This is a genomic window from Pedobacter sp. KBW06, from assembly GCF_003852525.1.
In the GTDB taxonomy this organism is placed as follows: Bacteria; Bacteroidota; Bacteroidia; order Sphingobacteriales; family Sphingobacteriaceae; genus Pedobacter.
Genome location: NZ_QAJL01000003.1, coordinates 1,132,576 through 1,156,078 on the forward strand (window position 1 = coordinate 1,132,576; position 23,503 = coordinate 1,156,078).

The 23,503-nt window shown below is 41.3% G+C and carries 19 protein-coding genes, 1 tRNA gene and 1 other RNA gene; 12 read left to right on the top strand and 9 right to left on the bottom strand.

Translation table 11 applies throughout. The features are described 5' to 3' along the window. Positions 1–3 precede the first annotated feature (3 nt). From DBR43_RS19545 to DBR43_RS19570, 6 genes are all read right to left on the bottom strand, one after another. Positions 4–3,432 (bottom strand): TonB-dependent receptor, encoded by a 3,429-nt coding sequence (locus tag DBR43_RS19545; protein ID WP_233603049.1) that lies wholly within the window; start codon positions 3,430–3,432, stop codon positions 4–6. 144 nt (positions 3,433–3,576) lie between these two features. Continuing rightward, positions 3,577–4,500, bottom strand: coding sequence for a FecR family protein (locus DBR43_RS19550; protein WP_124583849.1), 924 nt, complete (start codon positions 4,498–4,500; stop codon positions 3,577–3,579). A 58-nt stretch (positions 4,501–4,558) separates the two neighbouring features. Continuing rightward, on the bottom strand, positions 4,559–5,158 hold the full coding sequence (locus DBR43_RS19555) for an RNA polymerase sigma factor (RefSeq protein ID WP_124583851.1): 600 nt from the start codon (positions 5,156–5,158) through the stop codon (positions 4,559–4,561). Between the two features lie 276 nt (positions 5,159–5,434). Next, positions 5,435–6,556 carry an AAA family ATPase gene (locus DBR43_RS19560; RefSeq protein WP_233603050.1) on the bottom strand — a complete coding sequence of 374 codons (1,122 nt, stop codon included), beginning with the start codon at positions 6,554–6,556 and terminating at the stop codon, positions 5,435–5,437. Then, positions 6,528–7,235, bottom strand: a complete 708-nt coding sequence (locus DBR43_RS19565; RefSeq protein ID WP_124583853.1) for an RNA ligase family protein — start codon at positions 7,233–7,235, stop codon at positions 6,528–6,530. The genes DBR43_RS19560 and DBR43_RS19565 overlap by 29 nt, the downstream gene beginning before the upstream one ends. Before the next feature lie 279 nt (positions 7,236–7,514). After that, positions 7,515–7,588: transfer RNA gene (locus tag DBR43_RS19570), tRNA-Ile, on the bottom strand. A 67-nt stretch (positions 7,589–7,655) separates the two neighbouring features. Between DBR43_RS19570 and DBR43_RS19575 the strand changes: the two genes are divergently transcribed. The 3 genes from DBR43_RS19575 (at position 7,656) to DBR43_RS19585 (ending at position 10,267) form a co-directional block, all read left to right on the top strand. Beyond that, on the top strand, positions 7,656–8,291 hold the full coding sequence (locus tag DBR43_RS19575) for an HAD family hydrolase (RefSeq protein ID WP_124583855.1): 636 nt from the start codon (positions 7,656–7,658) through the stop codon (positions 8,289–8,291). A gap of 50 nt (positions 8,292–8,341) precedes the next feature. After that, on the top strand, positions 8,342–8,659 hold the full coding sequence (locus DBR43_RS19580; protein WP_124583857.1) for a DUF962 domain-containing protein: 318 nt from the start codon (positions 8,342–8,344) through the stop codon (positions 8,657–8,659). Between the two features lie 99 nt (positions 8,660–8,758). Further along, positions 8,759–10,267: a catalase gene (locus tag DBR43_RS19585; RefSeq protein WP_124583859.1), complete on the top strand. Its 1,509-nt coding sequence runs from the start codon at positions 8,759–8,761 to the stop codon at positions 10,265–10,267. A 64-nt stretch (positions 10,268–10,331) separates the two neighbouring features. Here DBR43_RS19585 and DBR43_RS19590 read toward each other — a convergent pair whose 3' ends face one another. Beyond that, positions 10,332–11,516, bottom strand: coding sequence for a proline dehydrogenase family protein (locus DBR43_RS19590; RefSeq protein WP_124583861.1), 1,185 nt, complete (start codon positions 11,514–11,516; stop codon positions 10,332–10,334). Positions 11,517–11,613: 97 nt separating this feature from the next. Here DBR43_RS19590 and DBR43_RS19595 point away from each other — a divergent pair, with 97 nt between their 5' ends. The 6 genes from DBR43_RS19595 to aroC all read left to right on the top strand — a co-directional run bounded on the left by DBR43_RS19595 (position 11,614) and on the right by aroC (position 17,685). Continuing rightward, positions 11,614–11,820 (top strand): RNA-binding S4 domain-containing protein, encoded by a 207-nt coding sequence (locus DBR43_RS19595; RefSeq protein WP_069382236.1) that lies wholly within the window; start codon positions 11,614–11,616, stop codon positions 11,818–11,820. Then, complete coding sequence (gene aroB / locus DBR43_RS19600) at positions 11,820–12,884, top strand: 3-dehydroquinate synthase (RefSeq protein ID WP_124583863.1); 1,065 nt, start codon at positions 11,820–11,822, stop codon at positions 12,882–12,884. Before DBR43_RS19595 ends, aroB begins: the two co-directional genes overlap by 1 nt. A 400-nt stretch (positions 12,885–13,284) precedes the next feature. Further along, a complete protein-coding gene (locus DBR43_RS19605; protein WP_074605931.1) occupies positions 13,285–14,121 on the top strand; it encodes a prephenate dehydratase in 837 nt (278 codons plus the stop codon). Positions 14,122–14,169: 48 nt separating this feature from the next. After that, positions 14,170–15,309, top strand: coding sequence for a chorismate mutase (locus DBR43_RS19610; protein WP_124583864.1), 1,140 nt, complete (start codon positions 14,170–14,172; stop codon positions 15,307–15,309). Between the two features lie 2 nt (positions 15,310–15,311). Further along, positions 15,312–16,565, top strand: coding sequence for a 3-phosphoshikimate 1-carboxyvinyltransferase (locus tag DBR43_RS19615; RefSeq protein ID WP_124583866.1), 1,254 nt, complete (start codon positions 15,312–15,314; stop codon positions 16,563–16,565). Positions 16,566–16,590: 25 nt separating this feature from the next. Continuing rightward, complete coding sequence (gene aroC, locus DBR43_RS19620) at positions 16,591–17,685, top strand: chorismate synthase (RefSeq protein WP_124583868.1); 1,095 nt, start codon at positions 16,591–16,593, stop codon at positions 17,683–17,685. 68 nt (positions 17,686–17,753) lie between these two features. On the opposite strand, the gene DBR43_RS19625 is transcribed toward aroC, so the two are convergent. Then, complete coding sequence (locus tag DBR43_RS19625; protein WP_124583870.1) at positions 17,754–20,177, bottom strand: thiamine pyrophosphate-dependent enzyme; 2,424 nt, start codon at positions 20,175–20,177, stop codon at positions 17,754–17,756. A 132-nt stretch (positions 20,178–20,309) separates the two neighbouring features. Between DBR43_RS19625 and DBR43_RS19630 the strand changes: the two genes are divergently transcribed. The 3 genes from DBR43_RS19630 to ssrA all read left to right on the top strand — a co-directional run bounded on the left by DBR43_RS19630 (position 20,310) and on the right by ssrA (position 22,363). Then, complete coding sequence (locus DBR43_RS19630) at positions 20,310–20,702, top strand: DUF1573 domain-containing protein (RefSeq protein ID WP_074605936.1); 393 nt, start codon at positions 20,310–20,312, stop codon at positions 20,700–20,702. A gap of 62 nt (positions 20,703–20,764) precedes the next feature. Beyond that, on the top strand, positions 20,765–21,967 hold the full coding sequence (locus DBR43_RS19635) for a pyridoxal phosphate-dependent aminotransferase (RefSeq protein WP_124583872.1): 1,203 nt from the start codon (positions 20,765–20,767) through the stop codon (positions 21,965–21,967). A 29-nt stretch (positions 21,968–21,996) separates the two neighbouring features. Continuing rightward, positions 21,997–22,363: a transfer-messenger RNA gene (ssrA, locus tag DBR43_RS19640) on the top strand. 67 nt (positions 22,364–22,430) lie between these two features. On the opposite strand, the gene DBR43_RS19645 is transcribed toward ssrA, so the two are convergent. Next, on the bottom strand, positions 22,431–23,141 hold the full coding sequence (locus DBR43_RS19645) for an SPFH domain-containing protein (protein WP_124583874.1): 711 nt from the start codon (positions 23,139–23,141) through the stop codon (positions 22,431–22,433). Between the last annotated feature and the right edge of the window lie 362 nt (positions 23,142–23,503).

Below are 23,503 nucleotides of genomic sequence, written 5' to 3' on the forward strand. Positions count from 1 at the left end.
ATATTAAAAGTTGTAAGATAAGCTCAGGCTGAACGAAGTACCGATCTTACGAATGAACGTATCGGTATCTCCAATCCGCCTGATTTTTCCCTCTGGGGTTGTCTCCGTATAGCCTTTTTCATATTTCTCCGAAAATCCATCTTTCCATTCATAGATATCTGACCATTCACCCATTGGGGTATTTACGCCCGGCTTTATTTTATAGGTATCATCAGAATTAATGAAGAAACGGTAAGGGCTGTTGAGCAGGTTGCTCATATTAAACCTGGCTTCCATCTTTTTGCTTTTCAGGAACTTATACCCCAGTTGAGCGTCTAACTGATTACGTGGCCTTTCGAGTTCAGAATACTCAGGCTTCATCCCTACGGTGAATGTCTTATAGCCCGAATGATTGAAGGCTACGTTGGCACTTAAACGATCTCCCGTATAGTTTAGCCCAATATTATACAATACAGGTACCTGACCATACAGTGCCCGCTTTTCTCTCAAATAGGTCTTGGTTCTGTAGGCATAGGATTTACCCTCATTATCTTGCCCATAGCCCATAGTGGAATAGCGAAAGGCGCTTGCCTGTACTTCTGAATTTTGAAGTGTAAGGTTTCCGCTGAAATAGATATTGCTTAAAAAATTCCAGTCCTTATTGATGAATCCCAGGTTTTTGCGGACATCGAACTCCCATCCATTCACATTCGCATAGTCAGAATTGGCAGTAATCAAATCAACTAACCCACTGCTATTGGTTACGTCCAGGTACATCTCCACAGGGTTTTTGAAATGTTTTTTGAAATAACCGGCAGAGAGCACCTCTCCTGCTGATGGATACCACTCCAAACGCAGATCGTAGTGGGAAATCATCGTAGAGATTACACCAGTATTGCGCTGTATCCTGCCATGAAGATGGTTGAAACGTGCGAAACTGGAATTTTCAATCAATGCGGGTCTGACCGCCGATTTGGCATAGGAAGCGCGTATGTTGAGATCGGTCAGTGGCGTAATGGTAAGATTTGCAGAAGGTAGATACAACCATTTCTTTTCATCGGCACTGGCATCCAGGGTCTTGTGTACCAAATTCCCGGTTTCCAGGTCTACATAACGGTTCTTTTCCATATTCTGCATTTCCGACTTTGCTGCCTTATCTGCAGCGGAATCCTTTATCTTTTCATATTTATAATACTCTCCCCTGATCCCCCATACCAAACGAATCCACTTGTTAAAACGGTTGTCCATCATCCCATACCAGGCCTGGTTACTGTTTCTCCCAGTATAGTTGTTATTGTTGAAATCAGAGGGGTGATAGAAAAGATCATGCAGGGGATCATTAAAATCAACGTTCCAGGTTTGTACCGGCCTAAAGCCACCGGTAAAGCCCTTTGCCGAACCAATTGGTAAAACGCTCCAGGCAAAATCACCCTTTTTATTCAGCAGCTGATAACCGGCCTTGAGCACCTGTGCTGACTTCCCGATACTGAACTTGTAGCTCAGTGCAGCGTCGGCCGCCCAGTTGGTTTCTACGTATTTATAGGAAGAACGGCTTAAGGGCCCGGGATTTTCAGTAATGTTACTTGCCTGATAAACATAGACCGTGCTATTCTGTGTTGTTATAGGTCGCAGAATAGCGTCTACTGCATCTTGTTCATGATTGTTCACGCGATTACGTGCCAATCCCCAGTCGAACTTTAACCGGCCAAAAGTATGTTCAGCACTGATGCGGTTCTGGAACAGATCGACAAATTTCGGACGGTCATATTCGTTGATGGCCGGATTTTCGGCATAGCCGATATCCTCTCCCCAGCCAGAAACACGGAAGAACTGGTCGGCGAAGACTCTGGAATAGAAATTACGTAAGGTGAACTTGTGATTCTTACTGTTCCAGCCCATATTAACCAATGCTGCCAAACTGGTTGTAAAATTATATTGACTGGCCGTTGTCTCCTGTAATTCCTTATTGGTAACCGGATCATAAAAATTGTCGCCCAGCTTGTTGAACCGGCCGCGCTCATAATGAGAAATGTCATCTATAGCCTGTTCATTGCGGTAAGTCAACGAGCCCACAAAACCTAAACGGCTATCTTTTAATCCGTAGCTCCTGCCCAGGGTAAACTGATAGTTCTGTCCGGGAGCAGCCTGATATACACGCGTGCCAAATCTTTGTAAACCACCGATCTTTTTGTTTTGCGCAGCAATCATGTCGGGCGTAATTTTTTGAACCCCTTCAGGCGGATTGGTATTGGCCGGATCCGTCGGGATATAATTTGTCTGTGTAAAAATTAAAAGATCCTTCGGAAAATGATTCCTGCCCCCATCATCAAAACCCAGATAATCATTTTTCCCACGCTGGTATCCCAAAAAATCCTCGCCAGTACTTCCATTAGTGTATTTGCTTCCTAAACTGAAGGACATGAAATTCCGGTCAGGTATTGCGATGGTATTGATCTGTACCAGTCCGCCGCCAAAACCAAAGCTCATATCCGGAGTAGCAGTTTTCGAAACCACCACATTATCTACAAGGTTACTCGGAACGATATCGAACTCGAAGTCCCGTACCTGTACATCTGTGCTGGGCAGTGTGGCCCCATCCATCATCGCCAGGTTATAACGTTCGGCAATACCCCGGATCACTACGCGTCGATTGTCGGTGGCACTTACCCCGGAAATGCGTTTCAGGGTTTCACCGATATTCTTATCCGGCAATGCAGAAATCTGTTCTCTGCTAATGCCATTTGAAATGTTAGCTTCATTTTTCTGACGGGCATACAGGGCACTCACACTTTCTTTTTTAAAGGTTCCTGTAACCACCACCTGATTTAAACTTTTGGCTGCAGGATTTAGTACAATATTAAGGCTGGTTACCTGTCCGGCTTTTACTTCTATATCCGTAATGCGTTTGGTCTGAAATGAAATATAGCTCAGTTCAAGTGTATAAGTTCCAGCAGCAATATTGAGGGTATAACTTCCGTCTACCCGACTTTGAGTAACCTCCCCGGTCTGAATGAGTTTGATATTTGCTCCGGGGAGTGGTTCTCCACGATCATCGATGATCTTTCCGGCAATCCGACCAGGTTGCTGAACAGACGCTTTTACAGGATGATGATCTTTCGCATACAGCACTACCGCGCCCCCCTGTTCCATAAAATCCAGGTTACTGTGCTTCAATAGCTGCAGAAGGATATTCTTTAGCTTTTCTTCATGGTAGTTCGCAGCTTTGACCGGTATGGTTCTGGCAAGTGAAGGGTCATAAGCAAGTCTTACTTTTGCTTTAGTTCTTAGTTGTTCCAGGGCGACAGACAAAGGTTGTCCTTCTTTGAACCGGATGTCAACTTTTGTTTCCAGCGCCTGGGGAAAAGCTTCGCTGGCATACAGTGAAGTCATGATGTTAATGGAGACGAAATATAGGATCAGTGATATTTTCACACCTATTTTGATTATAGACATTATTTTTTAATACTTTTATTGTGTTTACAAGTTAAACCCGGTGTTTGCTCATTGAATGACGAGGAAGCTGCAATTTTCTGTCAGTAGCGCAAGCACCAAAACATTCGGTATCTATCCAATAGATACCGTTTTTTTTCTAGTAGACTATCTCATCAATATTACCTCCTTGTCTTTAATCTGATAATTAAGTCCATGTATTAGTTTCAGCTGATTCAGAATAGCTTTAGGGTCATCAGTCCGGTAAAACTGCATCGAAACAGTCAAATTTTCGAGTGCTTTTCCCCTAAACCTGACTTCCATAGAAAAGGCATTGCCAAAGGTTTGTGCAAAAGATTTCAGTGAGACATTGTCAAGAATATATTCCCCGTTCAGCCAGTTTTCAACCATAAAGGTTGTGCTGTCAAGTTTTACAGTTTCGCTTACCTTGTTAAAGGTGAGTTGTTGTTTAGGCAATAAAATACCCAGCTGCGCTTTTTTGTTACGTATGGCAATTTTTCCGCTGAGTAAGCTCACCCGGATATCTGCTGCGAGGGGATCATTGTTAATGATAAACTTAGTTCCCAGCACCTGGGTGGTAATTTGGGAGGTATGTACCAAAAAGGGATGTTCCGGATCAGGACTAACGTCACAGTAGATCTCTCCGGCCGCTAACTTTACCTCCCGGTTTTGTTGCATAAAAGGCTGGGCAACGGCAATCTTTGCACCAGGTCTCAAATGGATCGTAGAGCGATCTGGTAACCGGATCTCCTTAAACTCTCCTTTATTCGCCACATAGCTAACCCAAACCTGCCTGGCAATGGAAGGTGCTGAAGTCAGATAAGCCCGATAACCGAAAGTTCCTGTCGTCATCAATACTACTGCGGCTGCAGCAACATTAAGCCAGCGCCTCTTCTGTCGCTGCGTTCTTATTTTTCGACGGATTTCGTTAAGCATTTCTTCGCCGGTCTTTGTTTTTTCCTGCTGATCGGAAAAAGCTTCAAAAGGGATCCGGTCATCTGTGCGATCGAACCAGGCATCAGCCTGCTGATCTATGCTGCGCCTTTCGCTGAATATGTTTTTCTTTGCCATACATACAACTCTTCGCAACGAAAGCCAAAATGTACTTTAAGAAAAAGCTATAAATAAGTTAAATTTTTGTTAACAGGATTACGAGTACCCCGGCAAGATTTGCCGGCTCTGAATAGAACCTTTTTGTTAGCAATCTAAGGCGTTCCAGAGCCATCGAAATATTGTTCCTCACGGTTTGTTCGGATAGAGAAAGTTCTGTCGCTATTTCTCTTATGGATTTATTTTCGAAACGACTCAGTCGAAATGCCAGTTTCATATTGTCAGGCATCTTCTCAATTTCCAGATCCAGGAGTTCCTGTAATTCTTTCGTCTCGAGTTCAGTTGGAGCAGGTACAATCAAAGTCCCGCTTTCCTGATAAAAGGTTTCTCTCTGCTTTGTGCTGATTTGTTTTCTATACCAGGAAATGGTTTGTCTTTTTGCGGCGCTGTTCAACCAGGGAGCCAATGATCTTTCGGCGATAATCCTGTGACGGTAATTCCAAAGGTTAATAAAGATCTCCTGTAAGATGTCTTTGGTTACCTCTCTATCGTTAATTCGTCGATAGATCATGGTATAAACTTCCGGCCAATATTGTTCATAAAGCTCTTCAAAAGCTTTCTGATCGCCATTTTTCATCGCAGTGACTAAATTCTGATCGCTAAGTGTCAATTGATTCACCCTGCGAAGTTAGCATCAGCCAGATTACCGTTTCGTTAACTTATTGTGAACAAAACAAAGATATTTTATTAAAAATACACGAAATACTCTGGAGAAATGACACTATAAATCAAGATTGAATGTGAGAGCAGAGGGTTATCCCAGAGCATAAGATTTTTGAATTATCTGTATGATTTGCAGCGAATTAAAAGGCAAAAAAAAATTGGGTAAACGAGGTGTTTACCCAATCGGGTGGATCATAATGGATGTTTCCTTAACCATTTGCGATAACAAATGCTATCTAATCCGATAAACTACTTTATGTGCTTCCCACAACGCAGGTACCTCTAGTTTACGGACCAACTTATCCAATACTCCTGCCGGTACGATTTCATCTCTGTTTTTATTCTGATGGTGTAAGCTATGATAAGGCACCTCAATATAAACAATGTTTATTTTTGCGTTATAAGTTAAGAACAGGTCGATCAGCTGCATACGCATCTGACTGGTTATATTAGTTGCATTCCATACAAAAAACTGTTGCTTTCTCAGGAAAACCCGGGCCCGCTCTTTTCCCTCCTGTATTACCCGGCCGTTACCCGCCTTATCTGTTGGCAGTATTCCTCTTTCATGACGAATACCATCCAATGAAATCACCGGCCAGTCATTGTAATGCTCTTTAATATAGCTATCCTTTCCCGCACCCGGCAAACCAGACATCAGAATAACTTCTGCTCCCGGTGTTTCAAACGGGATGTAATCCAGATAAGCATCTTCATTTTGCATATAGTACATTTTGGCCTGACCTGACTCAAACCGTCGCGCATTGCCCCAACATTGATTTTCTTTACAGTATTCTTCAAAGCAAGCAATACGATACAACATCTCTTCCTGATCACTGCAAATTCGACCAAGCATATCTGCCTTTGCCAGCAGGCACAGCCATTCCAGATTAACTTCCATACTTGCTTTTACCAAAGCTTTTAAAGGATCTGGTTTTTCAAATAACCAGATAGGCAAACCATGATACCTGACCAGGCTTACAATTTGCTCGCGAATCGCAAAGGGTGCCGGTTCATTAAAATACAACAACTGCCTGGCAAACTGTGCTCCTTTACGCGCATGTCCATTCGAGGTAATGCTTCCGTCAGTTTCATAAACTGTGGTGCTGTATTTCTCCACATCGTGCAACAAAGCCGCAGCCCATAAAATCTCCCGCTCTTGCGCAGACAGCTGCTGAAAAGCCGATTCGTTTTGTAAGGCTTTCAATACCATTTGCGTATGTATTGCTACATCACCTTCTGCATGATAACGAGGGTCCTGTGGAACCTCGTTCATGCGCTTCACCCAATCAAACCGGCTTTCAAGATCTTCCCATTGTTTGTTTTCGCTAATGGTCCACATAACGCCCCCCTTCATTTATTAATGATGCACGTTTCCAGTTTCTCGTCCAATGTTCATCTGTTTTAACATGCCCCTTGCGTACATATTTAAAGACATTTTTCGCAAAATCATCAACAGCATACCCCTCAGCATTTCTGGTAACGATTCCTTCCATAGTGGCTTTTGATTTATGCTGGACATCGTAAGGATCAAAGGCGCCTGAACCATTAACCAACGCTAACATTTCCCTTTCAAACTGTCCTTGATTTTCCGGCTTCTGCTCCATTTTAAGAACAGGAACTGTAGGCAAATCGAGTAGGTTAGCATAAAACCGGGTTTCTTCCCAGCTTAACCAACGGTCATGTTCCCGAATTCCGAACACATAAAAATGATGTTCTAAATTACGATATTCTATAGAGTGGATTGCGTACAAATTTTCCATAAAGAACTCCAGCTCGCCAAGATCGTATTTAACGAGTTGCCAGAACTGTCTCAGACTCTCCGTCCAGGGCGATGTAGTTGGAACTGCATGTGAGCGGGCAAATACACCATGTTTAGACAAACAGTTATTCTCTCCGTCCAGCTTTTCAGTGTGTATTAACGTCGGTATTTGTTGTAAATATTTCCAATAGTCGTGCTGAATCCTATCATCGCTCGTTGTTCCCGGCGAAAACGGGTAATGAAAAGTACGACCATATTTTTGTGAAATAGCCATATTGTAATAAGTAAAATTAAAAAAATAGTAATTACTCCCTCCCCGGATGGGAAAGGTCATTTAACATTATATGCGAAATGACATTACATGACTCAAGACTTAGACGTTTGATATATTTACAAATGTAAAAAACTAATTTAGCTTTTCTTCCCAAAAGACATTTTTAAAGACTTCTATACAACTTTTAAGATCGCGATATTGATCCAACAATCCTAAACACAGGATGACTTAGGCACAAAAAAAGCCGCCTTTCTTATCGAAAAGCGGCTTTTTAAGCAGTGGGCCATGATGGGCTCGAACCATCGACCAAAAGATTATGAGTCTTCTACTCTAACCAGCTGAGCTAATGGCCCTGAAAAATCTTATTGATTTTGCGAGTGCAATGTTACATATTTGAAACGAATTTTGGAAACAGTTTTTATGAAAAAAATAAAAAATATCATTTTCGATTATGGTAATGTCATCTTCGAAATAGACTTTAAAAGGGCTCAAACAGCTCTAGTACAACTTGGTATCACGAATATAGAAGATTTTTTCGCGCATAAAAGTCATCATAATATTTTCAATAATTTTGAGACCGCAGCCATTAGTCCCGCGGAATTCAGGGCCGGAATCCGGGAAGCATCCTCAAATAAAGAGATCACAGACGAACAAATTGATGCTGCATGGAATAGTTTATTGATTGGAGTTCCACCAAATGTTCATGAGGTTTTGTTAAAAGTAAAAGAGAAATACCGTACATTTTTACTAAGCAATAACAATGAAATCCATTACAACTGGATCGTTGACTACCTGAAAAGAGAATTCGATATGCCTGATAACAGCAGTCTGTTTGAAAGGGCTTATTATTCCCAGCAGATGTTCCTGAGAAAACCTCATGTAGAAATCTTTGAGCAAGTGCTTGCTGAAAACAAGCTCGACCCGGAAGAGACCTTATTTATTGATGATAGTCCGCAACACCTCGTGGGTGCAAAACAAGCTGGCATGCAAACCTTATTGATGACCAAACATCCTAAAGATCTGGAAGAAGTATTAACCGAGCACCATATATTATAAGGCTTCGTTAAAATATCGTAAATTGCAGGCCTAAATAAAACTCAAATACGATGACGGAAAAAAAATTCAAAACTCTGAAAGAATTCTATCCATTCTATTTAACAGAGCATAGAAATTTGACCAGTCGTGTCTTACATTTTATTGGAACAGGCCTGGTTGTTCTTTCTGTATTCACAGGAATCCTGTTTCATGAATGGCGTTTCATTTTAGCGACGCCATTCCTGGGATATGGTTTTGCCTGGGTAGGACATTTCTTTTTTGAGAAGAACAAACCCGCTACTTTCCAGTATCCCCTCTTCAGTCTGGCCAGCGACTTCCTTTTATTCTGGGACTTACTCACAGGAAATCAAAGCTTTAGATCGAAGTAATTTCCCAACATAGAAAGGCTCTATATCGATATAGATATTTGGTGTTTGATCCCAAAGACTATTACCCCTAGTTTTACATCAACACTTAAATCATTCGTTATGGAAAACAACAATACAAATAAGCGCAAACTTACGACTGCTTCCGGCAGACCTTATGCAGAGCACGAAAACTCACAATCCGTAGGAAGCAGGGGCCCATTGTTACTTCAGGACTTTATTCTTCATGAGAAAATGGCCCATTTTAACCGGGAACGGATTCCTGAACGTGTAGTCCATGCAAAAGGTACCGGGGCCTACGGTACATTCACTGTTACTCATGACATTACTAAATATACAAAAGCGAAGATATTCAGTAAGATAGGCAATACCTGTAAAACATTTCTACGGTTTTCTACTGTAGGTGGAGAAAAAGGAAGTGCTGACTCTGAAAGGGATCCACGTGGTTTCGCCCTTAAATTTTATACAGAAGATGGCAATTGGGACCTCGTAGGAAACAATACCCCTATTTTCTTTATCAAGGATCCTAAAAAGTTTAGTGATTTTATTCATACACAGAAGAGAGATCCAAGGACTAATCTGAAAAGCCCAACAATGATGTGGGATTTCTGGTCCTTAAATCCGGAAAGCTTACACCAGGTGGTGATTCTGATGTCTGATCGTGGTACTCCGTTTTCTTACCGTCATATGGATGGTTTTGGGAGCCATACCTATTCCTTCATCAATAGCGAGAACGAGCGGGTATGGGTAAAATTCCATTTCAAGACACAACAGGGTATAAAAAACTTTACCGGTCCGGAAGCAGATGCCATGCGTACACAGGATATGGACCATTCGCAGCGTGACCTTGTAGAGGCTATTGACCGCGGAGAATTCCCTAAATGGAATGTGAAGATCCAGGTAATGACAGAAGCGGAATCTAAAACCTTCAGGTGGAATCCTTTTGACCTGACCAAAGTATGGCCTCATGGCGAGTTTCCTTTGATCGACGTAGGTGTTTTAGAATTAAACCAGATCCCAAGAAATTATTTCGCTCATGTAGAACAGTCGGCATTTGCACCTTCCAATACTATAGATGGAATTGGCTACTCGCCGGATAAGATGCTTCAGGGACGCATATTGTCTTATGCTGATGCACATCGCTATCGCCTGGGTGTAAACTACGAGCAGATCCCCGTAAACAGCTGCCCTTTCATGGTGAACAATTACCATCGCGACGGACAGATGCGTATAGATGACAACGGGAACGACGATCCAAATTACTACCCTAACAGTTTCGGGGATGTTATTCCTGACGAAAGTTATAAAGAACCGGCATGGGAACTCGATTCAAATGTTGCCGATTGGTACGACAGGAATGCAGGACCTGGCGACAATGACCATTATACCCAACCAGGTGATCTTTACCGTAAAGTTTTAAGCCCTGAAGATAAAATCAATCTGGTAAATAACATTGTTGGTGCAATGAGTGGCATCAGCGGCCCTAGAAGAGCACAAATCATCAATTTACAACTGTGTCATTTCTTTAGGGCAGACATTCAATTGGGAATGGCCATTGCCAAAGGTCTGGGTGTTGACATAGACCAGGCCATGGTTAGCAAACACAGTTAAGTAATTTATCACCCACAAAAAAGGCCGGCCTGATGATCAGGCCGGCCTTTTGTTTTTAATACGACTATAATCTTCTGCGTTGCTTTTCTTTCATGATCAGGCCAAGCTCTCTGCTCGTTGCTCCTGCAATAGAAGTGTTTTCCTGAGCTCTTCTGAATAGGTATGGCATTACTGCTTTAATCGGCCCGTAAGGAACGTATTTAGCGACATTATATCCTGCATCAGACAAATTAAAGCTAAGGTTATCACTCATGCCCAGCAGTTGAGCAAAATAAACATGAGGATGATTATGATCGATAGCATGTTTATCTAACAATTCGGCCAATACACGGCAGCTCTCTTCATTGTGCGTACCACATACAATTGCAATTTCATTGATATGTGCCATGCAATAGTTTAAAGATTCGTTATAATCTATGTCTGAAGCTTCTTTAGTTGGTTGAATTGGCGACAAATAGCCCATCTCTTCGGCTCTTTTTCTTTCTTTCTCCATATACGCACCTCTTACCATTTTAACCCCAAGAATATAACCGGAGGCTTTAGCGATCAGGTGATCTGCTTTTAAATCTGCCAGCTTATCATGACGATACATCTGGTAAGTGTTGTAAACGATGATTCGTTCTTTATTAAACAGACGCATCATATCTACCGCCAGCTCATCAATCGTATCCTGAATCCAGGTTTCTTCTGCATCGACCATGATCGGTACATTTTTGTCAAATGCCCTTCTGCAGATCTTTTCGCATCTGGCTTTTACTTTCGCAAACTCTGCCTGCTCTGCTGCTGTTAATTCCTGTTTGGCATCCAGTTTTTCCAATAGCGCAAACCGGCCTATTCCCGTCACTTTAAATACGGTAATTGGAATACGTTGATCTCCTGCAGCTCTTTCTATCGTTCTGATGATCTCCTCGCAGGTAAAGTCGAATACTGATTCTTCTTCCTCTCCTTCTACGGAATAATCTAAAATAGTACCAACGTTGCCTTTGGTCAATTGCTGAATGGTATGCTCACATTCGGCAATTGTCTCTCCTCCACAAAAATGTTTAAAAATGGTTGCCTTGATGATAGATTTTATAGGCATGCCTATATTCAGAAAAAAATTAGTGATTGGCGGGCCAACTTTTGTTAGAAAATTGCTGCTGATTACTTTAAAAAGCCAGTATCCTGCGTTTAGTTCTGAATTTGATTGATTACGAAAAGCGATTTCCGTGTTGTCAAAGTTCAAGGTTTTTTTGGGGAAAGTTTCCATTTAATTCTTATGGTTAGTCAAATTGCATGCAAAAGTATAAATTCCAAGGCTATCCATGGTAAAACACTTTATAAATAATTGTAAATTTGCTGGTATAATGATAGAATTCAAATTAGAAGGTGAATTTATTCCCCTTATTCAGTTGCTAAAGGCAACCTCATTGGTACAAAGCGGCGGCGAAGCACAAACAGTTGTCGAAGACGGCCTGGTAAAATACAATGGCAAAGTAGACTATCGCAAGAGATTGAAAGTGCGGGTGGGCGATGTAATTGATTTTATGGGACAGAAAATAACAGTAATTTAATGCACGCAATAGAAAGTTCAGGACATAGCATTCATTTTGAATCAGCACTTGCGCCACTAGCAGCGCTTATAGAAAATGGTAAATACAGTAAAGTATTTGTTTTTGTAGACCGGAATACTTCGGAATTTTGCCTTCCTTTTTTTCAGGAAATGCTGGACGACTTTACTGGTTTTGACTTGATTGAAACAGATCCGGGTGAAGAAAACAAAAACATTGACTTCTGTATTGGGATATGGAAAACCCTACTCGATTTTGAAGCAGACCGTAAATGTCTGATGATTAATTTGGGTGGAGGTGTCATCACGGATATGGGCGGCTTTATTGCTTCAACCTATAAACGTGGCATTGACTTCATTAATATTCCAACCACGCTCCTTTCACAGGTTGATGCTTCTGTAGGAGGTAAAACCGGAATTGACATAGACAATGTAAAGAACATGGTGGGTACCTTTGCGCTTCCGCAAGCTGTATTTATAGAAACTTCTTTCCTGAAGACCTTACCTGAAAGAGAATTACTTTCCGGTTTTGCCGAAATGATCAAACACGGTCTGATTGTAGATGCTGCCTATTACAATGCGCTAAAAGCAGCTGATTATAAACAAATTGAACCCATCGCAGTTCACCGTTCTGTAGAAATCAAGAATGAGGTGGTGACTGAAGATCCTCAGGAAAAAGGACGCAGGAAGATCCTGAATTTTGGTCATACGATTGGTCATGCAGTAGAAAGTTATTCTTTGATCAACGATAAAGCTCCTTTAACACATGGAGAAGCGATCGCGATAGGAATGATCTGTGAAGCCTATTTATCGAGCACAAACAATACACTGACGAAGGAAGAACTGGAAGACATTACGAAGTATATGTTGAGCCTTTATCCTGCTTATCAGATCAAAACCAAGAGCTTTAAGGACCTTTTAGGTTTCATGCAAAGCGACAAAAAGAATGAACATGGACAAATTATGTTCTCTTTGCTGAACAAAATCGGTGTTTGTGATTACAATTGTATCGTCACGGAGAAGGACATTCTGGAAAGTATGAGCTATTACAATAATCAGGTTAAATAGCACAAACAATAGATTTAGCAGCTAATTTTAGCAAAAAGATTCTGCTCCTTAATTTTGCGTAAGTAGCTAATGTTTTGTTGCACAGGGAATCACAGCTACCGGACAATAAATAATTTTTTTTATTAAAGTATTGACAAATTAAATTTTGTTAGTACATTTGGAAAAACGAAAAAGAAAAAACAATCGAATGAAAAACGTTACTACATATTGGTTTGGCTACTTTTACTACTTTAGTAAGAGCCGGGACTGATATGCAACAAAAATCATAAGATAAAAATGTATATAAAAAGTCCCGGCCTAAAGCCGGGACTTTTTTTGTTTAATGCAAAAACCGAAACCTGCAGAAGTACAAAAAAAGCCTTCTGCAAACTTCAAGACCACAGAAAACTCAGCAGCTAAAATGAAACAGAAAAAAACAAGAGTAGCGATTCAAGGTATTAAAGCGTCATTTCATGAAGAGGCCGCTTTCAAGTTCTTCGGAAAAGACATCGAAACCATAGAATGTAATTCTTTTAAACAGACTTGCGACAGTCTGGAGAGAAAGGAATCTGACTTTGTGATCATGGCTATTGAGAATTCTATTGCAGGCAGTCTTTTGCCCAACTACACTTTAATCCGGGAATACAATTTTGCAGTCGTAGGAGAAGTTTACCTGCCGATTCAGTTGCACCTGATGGCTTTACCGGGTGTCAAATTTGAAGACATCAAATATGCCACTTCCCACCCTATTGCCATTCGTCAATGTGTAGACTTTTTTGATGATTTTCCACACATTCAGGTGATTGAAAGCAACGATACCGCAGCCTGTGCCAAACGCATTAAAGAAGAGCAATTAACAGATACAGTGGCCATTGCAAATACACTGGCTGCAGAATTATACGGACTGAATATCATTGAAAGAAGAATTGAGTCCAACAAAAAGAATTACACCCGTTTCCTCGTGCTAAAACAAGACAAAACAGAAGACCTTAAAGAAATCAACAAAGCCTCTATCTGTTTCCAGGTAGGCAATCATGTAGGTGCGCTGTCAAAAGTGCTCAACATCTTCGCCGATCAGGATGTGAATTTAACAAAGATTCAAAGTATGCCTGTCCTGGGAAAAAGAAACGAATACTATTTCTATGTAGATATGGAATGGAGCAATATGGAACAATACGATAAAGCCATCCGCCAGACCTTAAAATACACGGTAAACTTTAACATTATGGGTGAATACCTAAAAAATGATAAAGTATAAAAGATAAAACACCTTCATAAAACATACAAAAATTAAACCCCAAAAAAAATGAAATTACAATTGAACATCCAGCCATTAAATACCTGGCTTAACGTTAACAACGAGCCATTAATTATCTCAGGACCATGCAGTGCAGAAACTGAAGAACAACTGCTAACCACTGCACATTTACTGGCTGCAACCGGAAAAGTGTCGGTATTGAGAGCTGGTATCTGGAAGCCACGTACCCGTCCGGGAGAGTTTGAAGGTATCGGCAGCATTGGATTAGAGTGGTTGAAAAGAGCAAAAGCCGAAACGGGATTGCCTACTGCTGTTGAGGTTGCAAATGCGAAACACGTAGAGGAAGCTTTGGCTGCCGGTGTAGATATTTTATGGATTGGTGCACGTTCAACTGTAAACCCATTCACTGTTCAGGAGATTGCTGATGCCTTAAAAGGTGTTGATATCCCTGTATTGGTTAAAAACCCTGTAAATCCTGACCTTCAGCTATGGATTGGTGCATTAGAGCGCATCAATGGCGCAGGAATCACCAAACTGGGTGCCATTCACCGCGGTTTCTCTTCATTCGAAAAAAGCTCTTTCCGTAATGAGCCGATGTGGGAACTGGCCATCCAATTGAAAACTTTATGCCCTGACCTTCCGATCATCAACGATCCAAGTCATATCTGCGGTAACCGCGAACTAATTCCATACATCTCTCAAAAAGCACTGGATTTAGACATGCAAGGTTTGATGATCGAGTCGCATGTTGACCCTTCAGTAGCCTGGACAGATGCTAAACAACAGGTAACACCTGCTGCATTAAGCGAATTGGTAGACCGTTTAACCGTACGTGAACCGGAATCACAAAACGAAGCTTTTGCAGATCAATTGGCTGATTTACGTAAGCAGATCGATAAAATCGACGATCAGTTGTTACAGAAACTAGGAGAACGTATGGCCATCGTAGGTAAAATCGGTGAGTTCAAACGCGACAACCAGGTAACGATCTTACAGGTAAACCGTTGGGATGCGATCATGAATAAAGGAATCTCATTCGCTAAAGCTTTAAAATTAGACTTAAACTTTACAGAGAAGTTCTTAGAATTGGTTCACGGAGAATCTATCCGTAAACAAACAGAAATTATGAATGCCGGCAAAGCAGAAAAAGGCATTGCAGCAGAAACACATACAGAAGTTAAGTCTTAATAATGAGTAAGCATGCACTTGTTTCTTTTACGGGAAACACAGAAATCCATACAGAGATCGCGCTTACGGGCTCTAAAAGCGAGTGCAACAGGGCATTAATCATTAGTGCTGCAAGCAAGGGCGCGGTAAAAGTAGAAAATATGTCTATTGCTGCCGACTCCGTAACACTTGACCGCATTTTAAACCAGATTTCCAGCACAGTTCCACATCAGCAAACGGTTGATGTGGGCCCTGCAGGGACTGCCATGCGCTTCTTAACTGCTTACCTTCCTACTCTTCCCGGACAGTTTTTACTGACCGGAACAGAAAGGATGAAACAACGTCCGATCGGGATCCTTGCCGAAGCTTTAAAAGGAATTGGTGCAGACATCAGCTATGCAGAAAAAGACGGTTTCCCTCCATTGAATATTACCGGCCCCTTAGCGCAAAGCGAAGGCCTTGTTAAGATTAAAGGAGACATTAGCAGTCAATATATATCTGCGCTATTGATGATTGCTCCTACATTGGAACAGGGTTTAACCTTACAAATTGAAGGGGAATTAACGTCCCTCCCTTATGTAAAGATGACCCTGAATATGTTGGAGGAAGCAGGAATCAGTCATACCTGGACCGGGAACAACATCAGCATCAAACCACAGCCTTTTAAAGCAGCTACATTGCTGGTAGAGCCCGACTGGAGTGCGGCTTCTTACTGGTACAGCATTGCCTGCTTAGCAGAAAATGCCAGCATTTCCTTACCTTATTTAAAAGAAAAAAGTCTGCAGGGAGATAGCCGGATCCGGTCAATTATGACTGCATTTGGAGTACAAACTGCAACCACAGCTACAGGAATTACCTTAAGCTCTTCAGCAACTGATTTCAGTGATGAAATTTTAGACCTTAAGGATTGTCCGGATTTAGCGCAAACCATTATTGTATGTGCAGCTGCTTTAAAGAAAAACCTGTTCTTTACCGGACTGGAGACTTTAAAAATTAAGGAGACTGACCGGATTAAAGCGTTGCAAAACGAACTCGCCAAAATTGGTGTAACTTTAAACGAAGACAACCTGGTATATACCCTGAACTGTGAAGGACTTCATTTTCCGGACAGGGTTACTTTCAGCACTTATGAAGATCACCGCATGGCGATGGCCTTTGCTCCGCTTAGCCTGCTGATTAAGGAGGTCGTACTGGAAGAGATGGATGTAGTGGAGAAATCTTACCCTGACTTCTGGAAAGACCTGAGGAAAGCTGGATTTAAAGTTGAAGTGATTTAAATTAATCTATAAAAATTAACAAAAAATGGCAGGTAATACATTCGGACAACTATTTCGCATCAGCACTTTTGGTGAATCCCACGGTGCAGCTATTGGTGTTATTTTAGACGGTTGTCCGGCACAATTGCCAATTGACCTGGATTTTATCCAGTCGGAATTGGATAAGCGCAGACCAGGACAATCGAAGATCACTACGCAAAGGAAAGAAAGTGATACTGTTCAAATCCTTTCCGGGACCTTTGAAGGTAAAAGTACAGGTACGCCTATTGCGATGCTGATCCCGAACGAAGACCAGCGAAGTAAAGATTACAGTCACAATACAGATGTTTACCGTCCTTCTCATGCTGATTACACCTATGATGCAAAATATGGTATCCGCGACCATCGCGGTGGTGGACGTTCCTCAGCCAGAGAAACTGCTGCCCGTGTTGCCGCAGGAGCCATTGCCAAACTGCTTTTAAAGCACCATGGCATAGAAATTTTTGCGCATGTTTCTTCGGTAGGAAAAATCAATGCACCTAATCTGGAATCTTCTTTAACTGTGGATCAGCTTTTGGAGATCAGGGAAGAGAACATTGTCCGTTGTGCTGATCCTGCAACTGCAAGAGAGATGATCGAATGCATTGATGCCATCAGAAAAGATGGAGATACCATCGGTGGCAAGGTCAGTTGTATCATCAGAAACTGTCCTGTAGGACTCGGTGAACCCGTATTTGACAAGCTACATGCAGACCTTGGTAAAGCCATGCTCAGCATTAATGCAGTCCACGGCTTTGAATATGGGTCAGGATTTAGCGGCAGCGAAATGAGGGGTTCGGAACACAATGACATCTTTATTCCTGGAAATGATGCCCCTAAGACATTGACAAACTTCTCGGGAGGAATCCAGGGAGGAATCTCTAATGGCATGGAAATCAACTTTACAGTAGCCTTTAAACCAGTAGCCACCATTATGCACAATCAGCAAACGATAAATGCAGCTGGGGATGCCGCTGAGATTAAAGGTAAAGGCCGTCATGATCCATGTGTGGTACCACGTGCTGTAGTCATTGTAGAAGCAATGGCCGCATTGGTACTGGCAGATCAGCTGCTTAGAAATAAAAGCAGTCAGCTGGATTAGTAACAAATCTAAAGCATAAGAAAAGGGGCTCTGTTTTACAGAACCCCTTTTTTATGACCTGATATTTATTAAAATATGGCAGGGTACTTAACTGAATTATGGTCGTGCATCATTTGATAAACTACTTCTACCACATCGTCTACTGATGGTTTACTGAAATAATCGCCATCAGAACCATAAGGAGGACGATGTGCTTTGGCACTTAACGTCTGAGGCTGTCCATCCAGGTTATAATAACCTTTTTGTTCTTCTAAAATCTGTTGAAGGATAAATGCGGTTCCGCCACCAGGTACATCTTCATCAACCACCAATAACTTATTGGTTTTACTTAAAGATTTAGCACAAAGCTGATCCGTATCAAAAGGAAGCAAGGTTTGCGGATCGATGATCTCCACAGAGATGCCAAACTGCGCCAGCTCTTCTGCTGCTTCTTCCACTATCCTGAGCGTAGATCCGTAAGAAACGATGGTCAGGTCTGATCCTTCTTTAATCACTTCTGCTTTACCTAAAGGAACAGTATACTCTCCTACATTTTCAGGAAGTTTTTCTTTCAATCTATATCCGTTCAGACATTCGATAACCAGGGCAGGTTCATCAGACCTGAACAAGGTATTGTACATTCCGGCAGCCTGAGTCATATTACGGGGCACACAGATGTGTAATCCACGCAAAGAGCCAAGGATCATTCCGATTGGTGAGCCTGAATGCCATACCCCTTCTAATCTATGTCCGCGGGTCCTGATGATGACCGGTGCTTTTTGTCCGGCTTTGGTACGGTAGGATAAACTTGCCAGATCATCGCTCAATACATTTAAAGCAAACAGGAGATAATCCAGGTATTGAATTTCGGCAATTGGCTTTAAGCCGCGCATGGCCAGGCCGATTCCCTGACCAACGATGGTCATTTCCCTGATTCCCGTATCTGTAATTCGCAGATCGCCATATTTGGCCTGCAATCCGGCAAAACCTTGATTTACATCGCCAATGGCGCCTAAATCTTCACCAAAAGCTACCAGACGTGGATCACGGCCGAAGTTGGCATCAAAACAGGCATTCAACAATTCGCGGCCATCCACCATTTTACTCAACTCATTGTACTCCGGTTGAAGCACTTCTACCAGAAAGGGGCTTTCTTTACCATCGGTAAACAATTTTGAAGAGTAACGTTCGGTATTCATTCCACTTTGTTCCTTATACCATTCCAACAGCTCATTTCTTTCGCCGGATGGATGTTGAAGGCTTAAGCGCAATGCTTTTCTTGCCGAGGAGATCACTTCTTTACGTTGTGCATCCGGCGTATTGGCCAGTTGAGTGGTAATTTTTGTCAGCGCAGGGTTTCCTTTTGCAAGGGTATTGATCAGTTCAATTGCCTGATCTTTTTCTGTTTTTATATCCGCAAGGAATTCATTCCATGCCTCTTTTTGTGTTTCACGAACAAATTTCTTTGCCTCATCTTCCAGGGCAGCTAATTCTTCCTCTGGAATAATGGCAGATTCGATCATCCATTTACGCATCTGAACGATACAGTCGTACTCTTTCTCCCAGTCTAAACGGTCTTTATCTTTGTAACGTTCATGTGAACCTGAAGTAGAGTGACCTTGTGGCTGCGTCACTTCAGTAACATGAATCATTACAGGAACATGTTCTGTTCTGCAGACGTCAATGGCTTTCTGATAAGTCTCGCATAAAGCCGGATAATCCCAGCCTCTTACTTTATATATTTCATATCCGGCAGCATTTTCATCTCTTTGGAAGCCTTTCAGGATTTCTGAAATGTCTTCCTTTGTAGTCTGATATTTTGCAGGAACAGAAATTCCATAAGCATCATCCCAAATGGAAATCGCCATAGGGATCTGTAATACACCGGCGGCATTGATGGCTTCAAAAAATACACCTTCTGATGTAGAAGCGTTGCCAATCGTACCAAAAGCCACTTCATTTCCTTCTACGGAGAAGTTTTTCAAGTATTCCAGTTCCGGATTCTGCCTGAATAATTTCGAAGCATACGCCAATCCGACTAATCTGGCCATTTGTCCACCTGTAGGTGCGATATCGGATGAACAGTTTTTCATCGCGGTAAGGTCCTTCCAGCTACCATCTTCATTAATAGAGCGGGTAGCAAAGTGGCAATTCATTTGTCTGCCTGCAGATGCAGGTTCAGCTTCAACACTAGGGTTGGCATATAGTTGGGCAAAAAATTCTTTGATGGTGCAAATGCCTGTTGCAAATGCAAAAGTCTGATCTCTGTAATATCCCGAGCGCCAATCTCCATTCTTAAAGGCTTTGGCCATGGCGATCTGAGGAACTTCCTTACCATCACCAAAAATACCAAACTTAGCCTTACCTGTTAAAACCTCCTTACGACCTAATAAACTGGCTTGTCTACTCTCAAAAGCTATTTTATAATCGTTTACCACAATGGTTTTGAAATCCTCAAAACTTAACTCTGAAGCATCAATGGGATTGGTAGTAGGTTTTATATCCGGCATCATAAGCAATATTAGTTAGGTGACAAAGATACATAAAATCTAAAGTATGACTTATGGCTGTCCTGTAATTTATATATTGGAATACTTTTTGATTTATGAATCAAAAGATTAAATTTGTTTTAAAACACCATAGTCATGAAAAAGTTATTACTATTATTTACATTAATTTTAGGAGTAAGTGTTGCAACTAACGCTCAAACAAAACCTGCAGAGTTCAAATTTGATAAAGAGCTTCACGATTTTGGTAAAATCCCATTGAACAAGGCTGCAACGGTTGAATTTAAGTTCACCAATGTTGGAGATCAACCATTAATTCTTACTAAAGTAGAAACTACTTGTGGATGTACGGTACCTGAATACACTCAAACTCCGGTTAAAAAAGGAGAATCAGGTGTGATCAAAGTTACTTACAACCCAACTGGTGCTGCAATGCCATTCAGCAAAAGTATTACCATTACTTCTAATGCAAAAACAACCACTAAAGTGTTGTACATTAAAGGAGAAACCGTAGCTGCCAGTACCAAGTAAAATTTTTAAAGATATTTCTTATTAAAACCTCGTTAATCAACGAGGTTTTTTATTTTTGTGCCATGCCTAACATTTCAGAAAAAGGGTTACAAATGCCCGCCTCGCCGATTAGAAAACTTACTCCTTATGCTGATCAAGCAAAAAAGGATGGTAAAAAGGTTTATCACTTGAATATCGGTCAGCCCGATATCGCTACCCCAGAGGGCATGTTAAATGCCATCAAAAACATTGATTTTAATGTTTGGGCGTATACCCCATCTGAAGGTACTTTATCTTACCGCAGCAAATTAGCTGAATACTATAATAAACTGGGTTATAACATTACCCCTGAAGATATATTGGTGACTGTAGGTGGATCTGAAGCGATCACCATCGCCATGCAAACCTGCGTAAATGAAGGTGATGAAATCATCATCCCGGAACCTTTTTATGCAAATTATAATGGCTTTGCCTGTATGAGCAACGTGGTGGTTAAACCGATCTTATCTTATATTGAGAATGGTTTTGCACTCCCTGCTATTGCGGAGTTTGAAAAACTAATCACAGAACGTACCAAAGCGATCATTATCTGTAACCCAAATAACCCTACCGGTTATCTGTATTCTAAAGAAGAACTGGAAGCATTGAAAGAACTGTGTCTGAAATATGACTTGTTCTTGTTCTCTGATGAGGCCTACCGTGAATTCTGTTATGATGGAAAAGAATTCATTTCGCCAATGCATCTGGACGGAATTGATGAAAATGTGGTAATCATGGATACAGTTTCCAAAAGATACAGTGCCTGTGGCGCAAGATTGGGTTGCCTGATCACGAAAAACAAGGAAGTCATCAAATCAGGATTAAAGTTTGCTCAGGCAAGGTTAAGCCCTGGTATGGTAGAACAAATTGCAGGTACCGCAGCCGTAGATACTCCGGATAGTTATTTTGAAGCGGTAAATAAGGAATATACCCTTCGCAGAGATACAATTGTTAAAAGATTAAATGCGATTGAAGGTGTTTTCTGTCCGAATCCAGGTGGTGCATTTTATGTAGTGGCCAAACTTCCGATTGATGATGCTGATGTATTTTGTCAGTGGATGCTGGAAAGCTTTGAGCATGAGGGACAAACGGTCATGATGGCTCCTGCTACAGGCTTCTATTCTACTGCAGGTTCCGGAAAAAATGAAGTAAGAATGGCTTATGTATTGAATACTGAAGACCTGAATAAGTCGATGGATTGTCTGGAAATCGCATTAAATCAATATCCAGGCAGAACAATCGCATAATTTTTTGTAAGTTTGTACTTCTAACAAATGGGGCCGTTTTGGATTTGACAGGGTGGCGCTACGTATGTTAGCATGCAGTGCGTTGTACGGAGAGCACTTTAAAGAGAACGTTCACACTATAATTGGCGAAAATAACTACGCCTTAGCTGCCTAATTTAGAATTAGCTTAGCTTTTGTCCCTCTGACTGCTGCATTGTTAGGTTAGAATCCGGGGCATCGAAATAACAAAGCTGGCCGCTGTAGGGTATGATACAGTAGCGAGATAAAGTACCTAAGGAAAAAGACAAGGTAGGTTTCCGGCCCGTCTGCTCCCGACAATTGAATGGAAAACAAGCATGTAGAAGGCATAACTTATCACACAACTGGACAAGGGTTCGAACCCCTTCGGCTCCACAGATTACAAACAAAAACGGCTAAGATTAACATCTTAGCCGTTTTTGTTTTAAGTTATTTTACTACACTATTAATCTTCTTTTACCACCTGCTCATCTTTTACGACCTTAACCTCAACTTTGGTTGCCCCTGCCCTGGCAGATGAAACCGCTTTACCAATTTCAGTTAATCCTTTAGACTCGTAGATCTTCATTGCAGTCACCACATCAATTGCCTGCCTGGTTTGCTCTTCCGGAATCGGAACGAATGAAAGGAAGTTTAAAGTCACCCCTTTTGTTTTTAGCAGATCATTTACATTTTTAAGCAACTCCGCTTCAAACTCATTCTGGTTAAAATCAACGATATCTTCATTCAATAACAGGTCTCTGGCAATTTCTTTTATTCTTTTATCAATTACCGAATTTTCAGCAGTTTCATAGGCTTTAGAACTGTTTACCTCACTATCGCTGTCGCTATTCATTTTCCCAAGGTATTTTGCCTCTCCGATATATAACCTTGCATCTGTTATAGAATAATCATAGGTAACTTCAATTTTTGCCATAACACGATTTTTAAAGGCGCTTTTAAAAACGCTTTCGCCCTGCATAGGATAATCGGGAACTGTAATTTTATAAGAACACATTCCTACACCTTTAGGTACCGTTTCTCCTGCTTTTATTAGCTCCCAGCTCACGCCACAATTACTCGTGTATAAGGTTTGTACATTAGATTGGGCACGATCACAGGAAGAAAGGAATAACGCCATCGAGCAGATAGAGAGTGATGCAAATAGATTTTTCATTTGATTGTTTTTTTGACGTAATTTATTAATTTATGTGAGAATATCGTCACTACAATCTGCAACTAAATTAATATTTATATATTGCGATCTAAATATTTACATATGGAAATGGCGATCTTACTCGTAGTAGAATTTTTCCTGTACCGGATAATGGGTAAAACCAAAAAAGCCTAAATGCCCCTGTCGCTCATTGGGCCATGAGCATATCATCCCGTTCAGCACAAACAAAAAATGTTGCCCATAATTATGACTGAAAATGGGCAACATAAAACCAGTGATCCTACCTCTTTATTCACTATGTCCAGGTAAATTTGCCTGATTTTAAAGACAGGTAACTTTACTTGTCATAACCCCGGATATTT

Bases quoted from the DNA above. Each gene is read 5' to 3' on its own strand.
- DBR43_RS19545 (WP_233603049.1), bottom strand. From the start codon at position 3,432: ATGTCTATAATCAAAATAGGTGTGAAAATATCACTGATCCTATATTTC.
- DBR43_RS19550 (WP_124583849.1), bottom strand. From the start codon at position 4,500: ATGGCAAAGAAAAACATATTCAGCGAAAGGCGCAGCATAGATCAGCAG.
- DBR43_RS19560 (WP_233603050.1), bottom strand. From the start codon at position 6,556: ATGAAGGGGGGCGTTATGTGGACCATTAGCGAAAACAAACAATGGGAA.
- DBR43_RS19565 (WP_124583853.1), bottom strand. From the start codon at position 7,235: ATGGCTATTTCACAAAAATATGGTCGTACTTTTCATTACCCGTTTTCG.
- DBR43_RS19575 (WP_124583855.1), top strand. From the start codon at position 7,656: ATGAAAAAAATAAAAAATATCATTTTCGATTATGGTAATGTCATCTTC.
- DBR43_RS19580 (WP_124583857.1), top strand. From the start codon at position 8,342: ATGACGGAAAAAAAATTCAAAACTCTGAAAGAATTCTATCCATTCTAT.
- DBR43_RS19585 (WP_124583859.1), top strand. From the start codon at position 8,759: ATGGAAAACAACAATACAAATAAGCGCAAACTTACGACTGCTTCCGGC.
- DBR43_RS19590 (WP_124583861.1), bottom strand. From the start codon at position 11,516: ATGGAAACTTTCCCCAAAAAAACCTTGAACTTTGACAACACGGAAATC.
- DBR43_RS19595 (WP_069382236.1), top strand. From the start codon at position 11,614: ATGATAGAATTCAAATTAGAAGGTGAATTTATTCCCCTTATTCAGTTG.
- aroB (WP_124583863.1), top strand. From the start codon at position 11,820: ATGCACGCAATAGAAAGTTCAGGACATAGCATTCATTTTGAATCAGCA.
- DBR43_RS19605 (WP_074605931.1), top strand. From the start codon at position 13,285: ATGAAACAGAAAAAAACAAGAGTAGCGATTCAAGGTATTAAAGCGTCA.
- DBR43_RS19610 (WP_124583864.1), top strand. From the start codon at position 14,170: ATGAAATTACAATTGAACATCCAGCCATTAAATACCTGGCTTAACGTT.
- DBR43_RS19615 (WP_124583866.1), top strand. From the start codon at position 15,312: ATGAGTAAGCATGCACTTGTTTCTTTTACGGGAAACACAGAAATCCAT.
- aroC (WP_124583868.1), top strand. From the start codon at position 16,591: ATGGCAGGTAATACATTCGGACAACTATTTCGCATCAGCACTTTTGGT.
- DBR43_RS19625 (WP_124583870.1), bottom strand. From the start codon at position 20,177: ATGATGCCGGATATAAAACCTACTACCAATCCCATTGATGCTTCAGAG.
- DBR43_RS19630 (WP_074605936.1), top strand. From the start codon at position 20,310: ATGAAAAAGTTATTACTATTATTTACATTAATTTTAGGAGTAAGTGTT.
- DBR43_RS19635 (WP_124583872.1), top strand. From the start codon at position 20,765: ATGCCTAACATTTCAGAAAAAGGGTTACAAATGCCCGCCTCGCCGATT.
- DBR43_RS19645 (WP_124583874.1), bottom strand. From the start codon at position 23,141: ATGAAAAATCTATTTGCATCACTCTCTATCTGCTCGATGGCGTTATTC.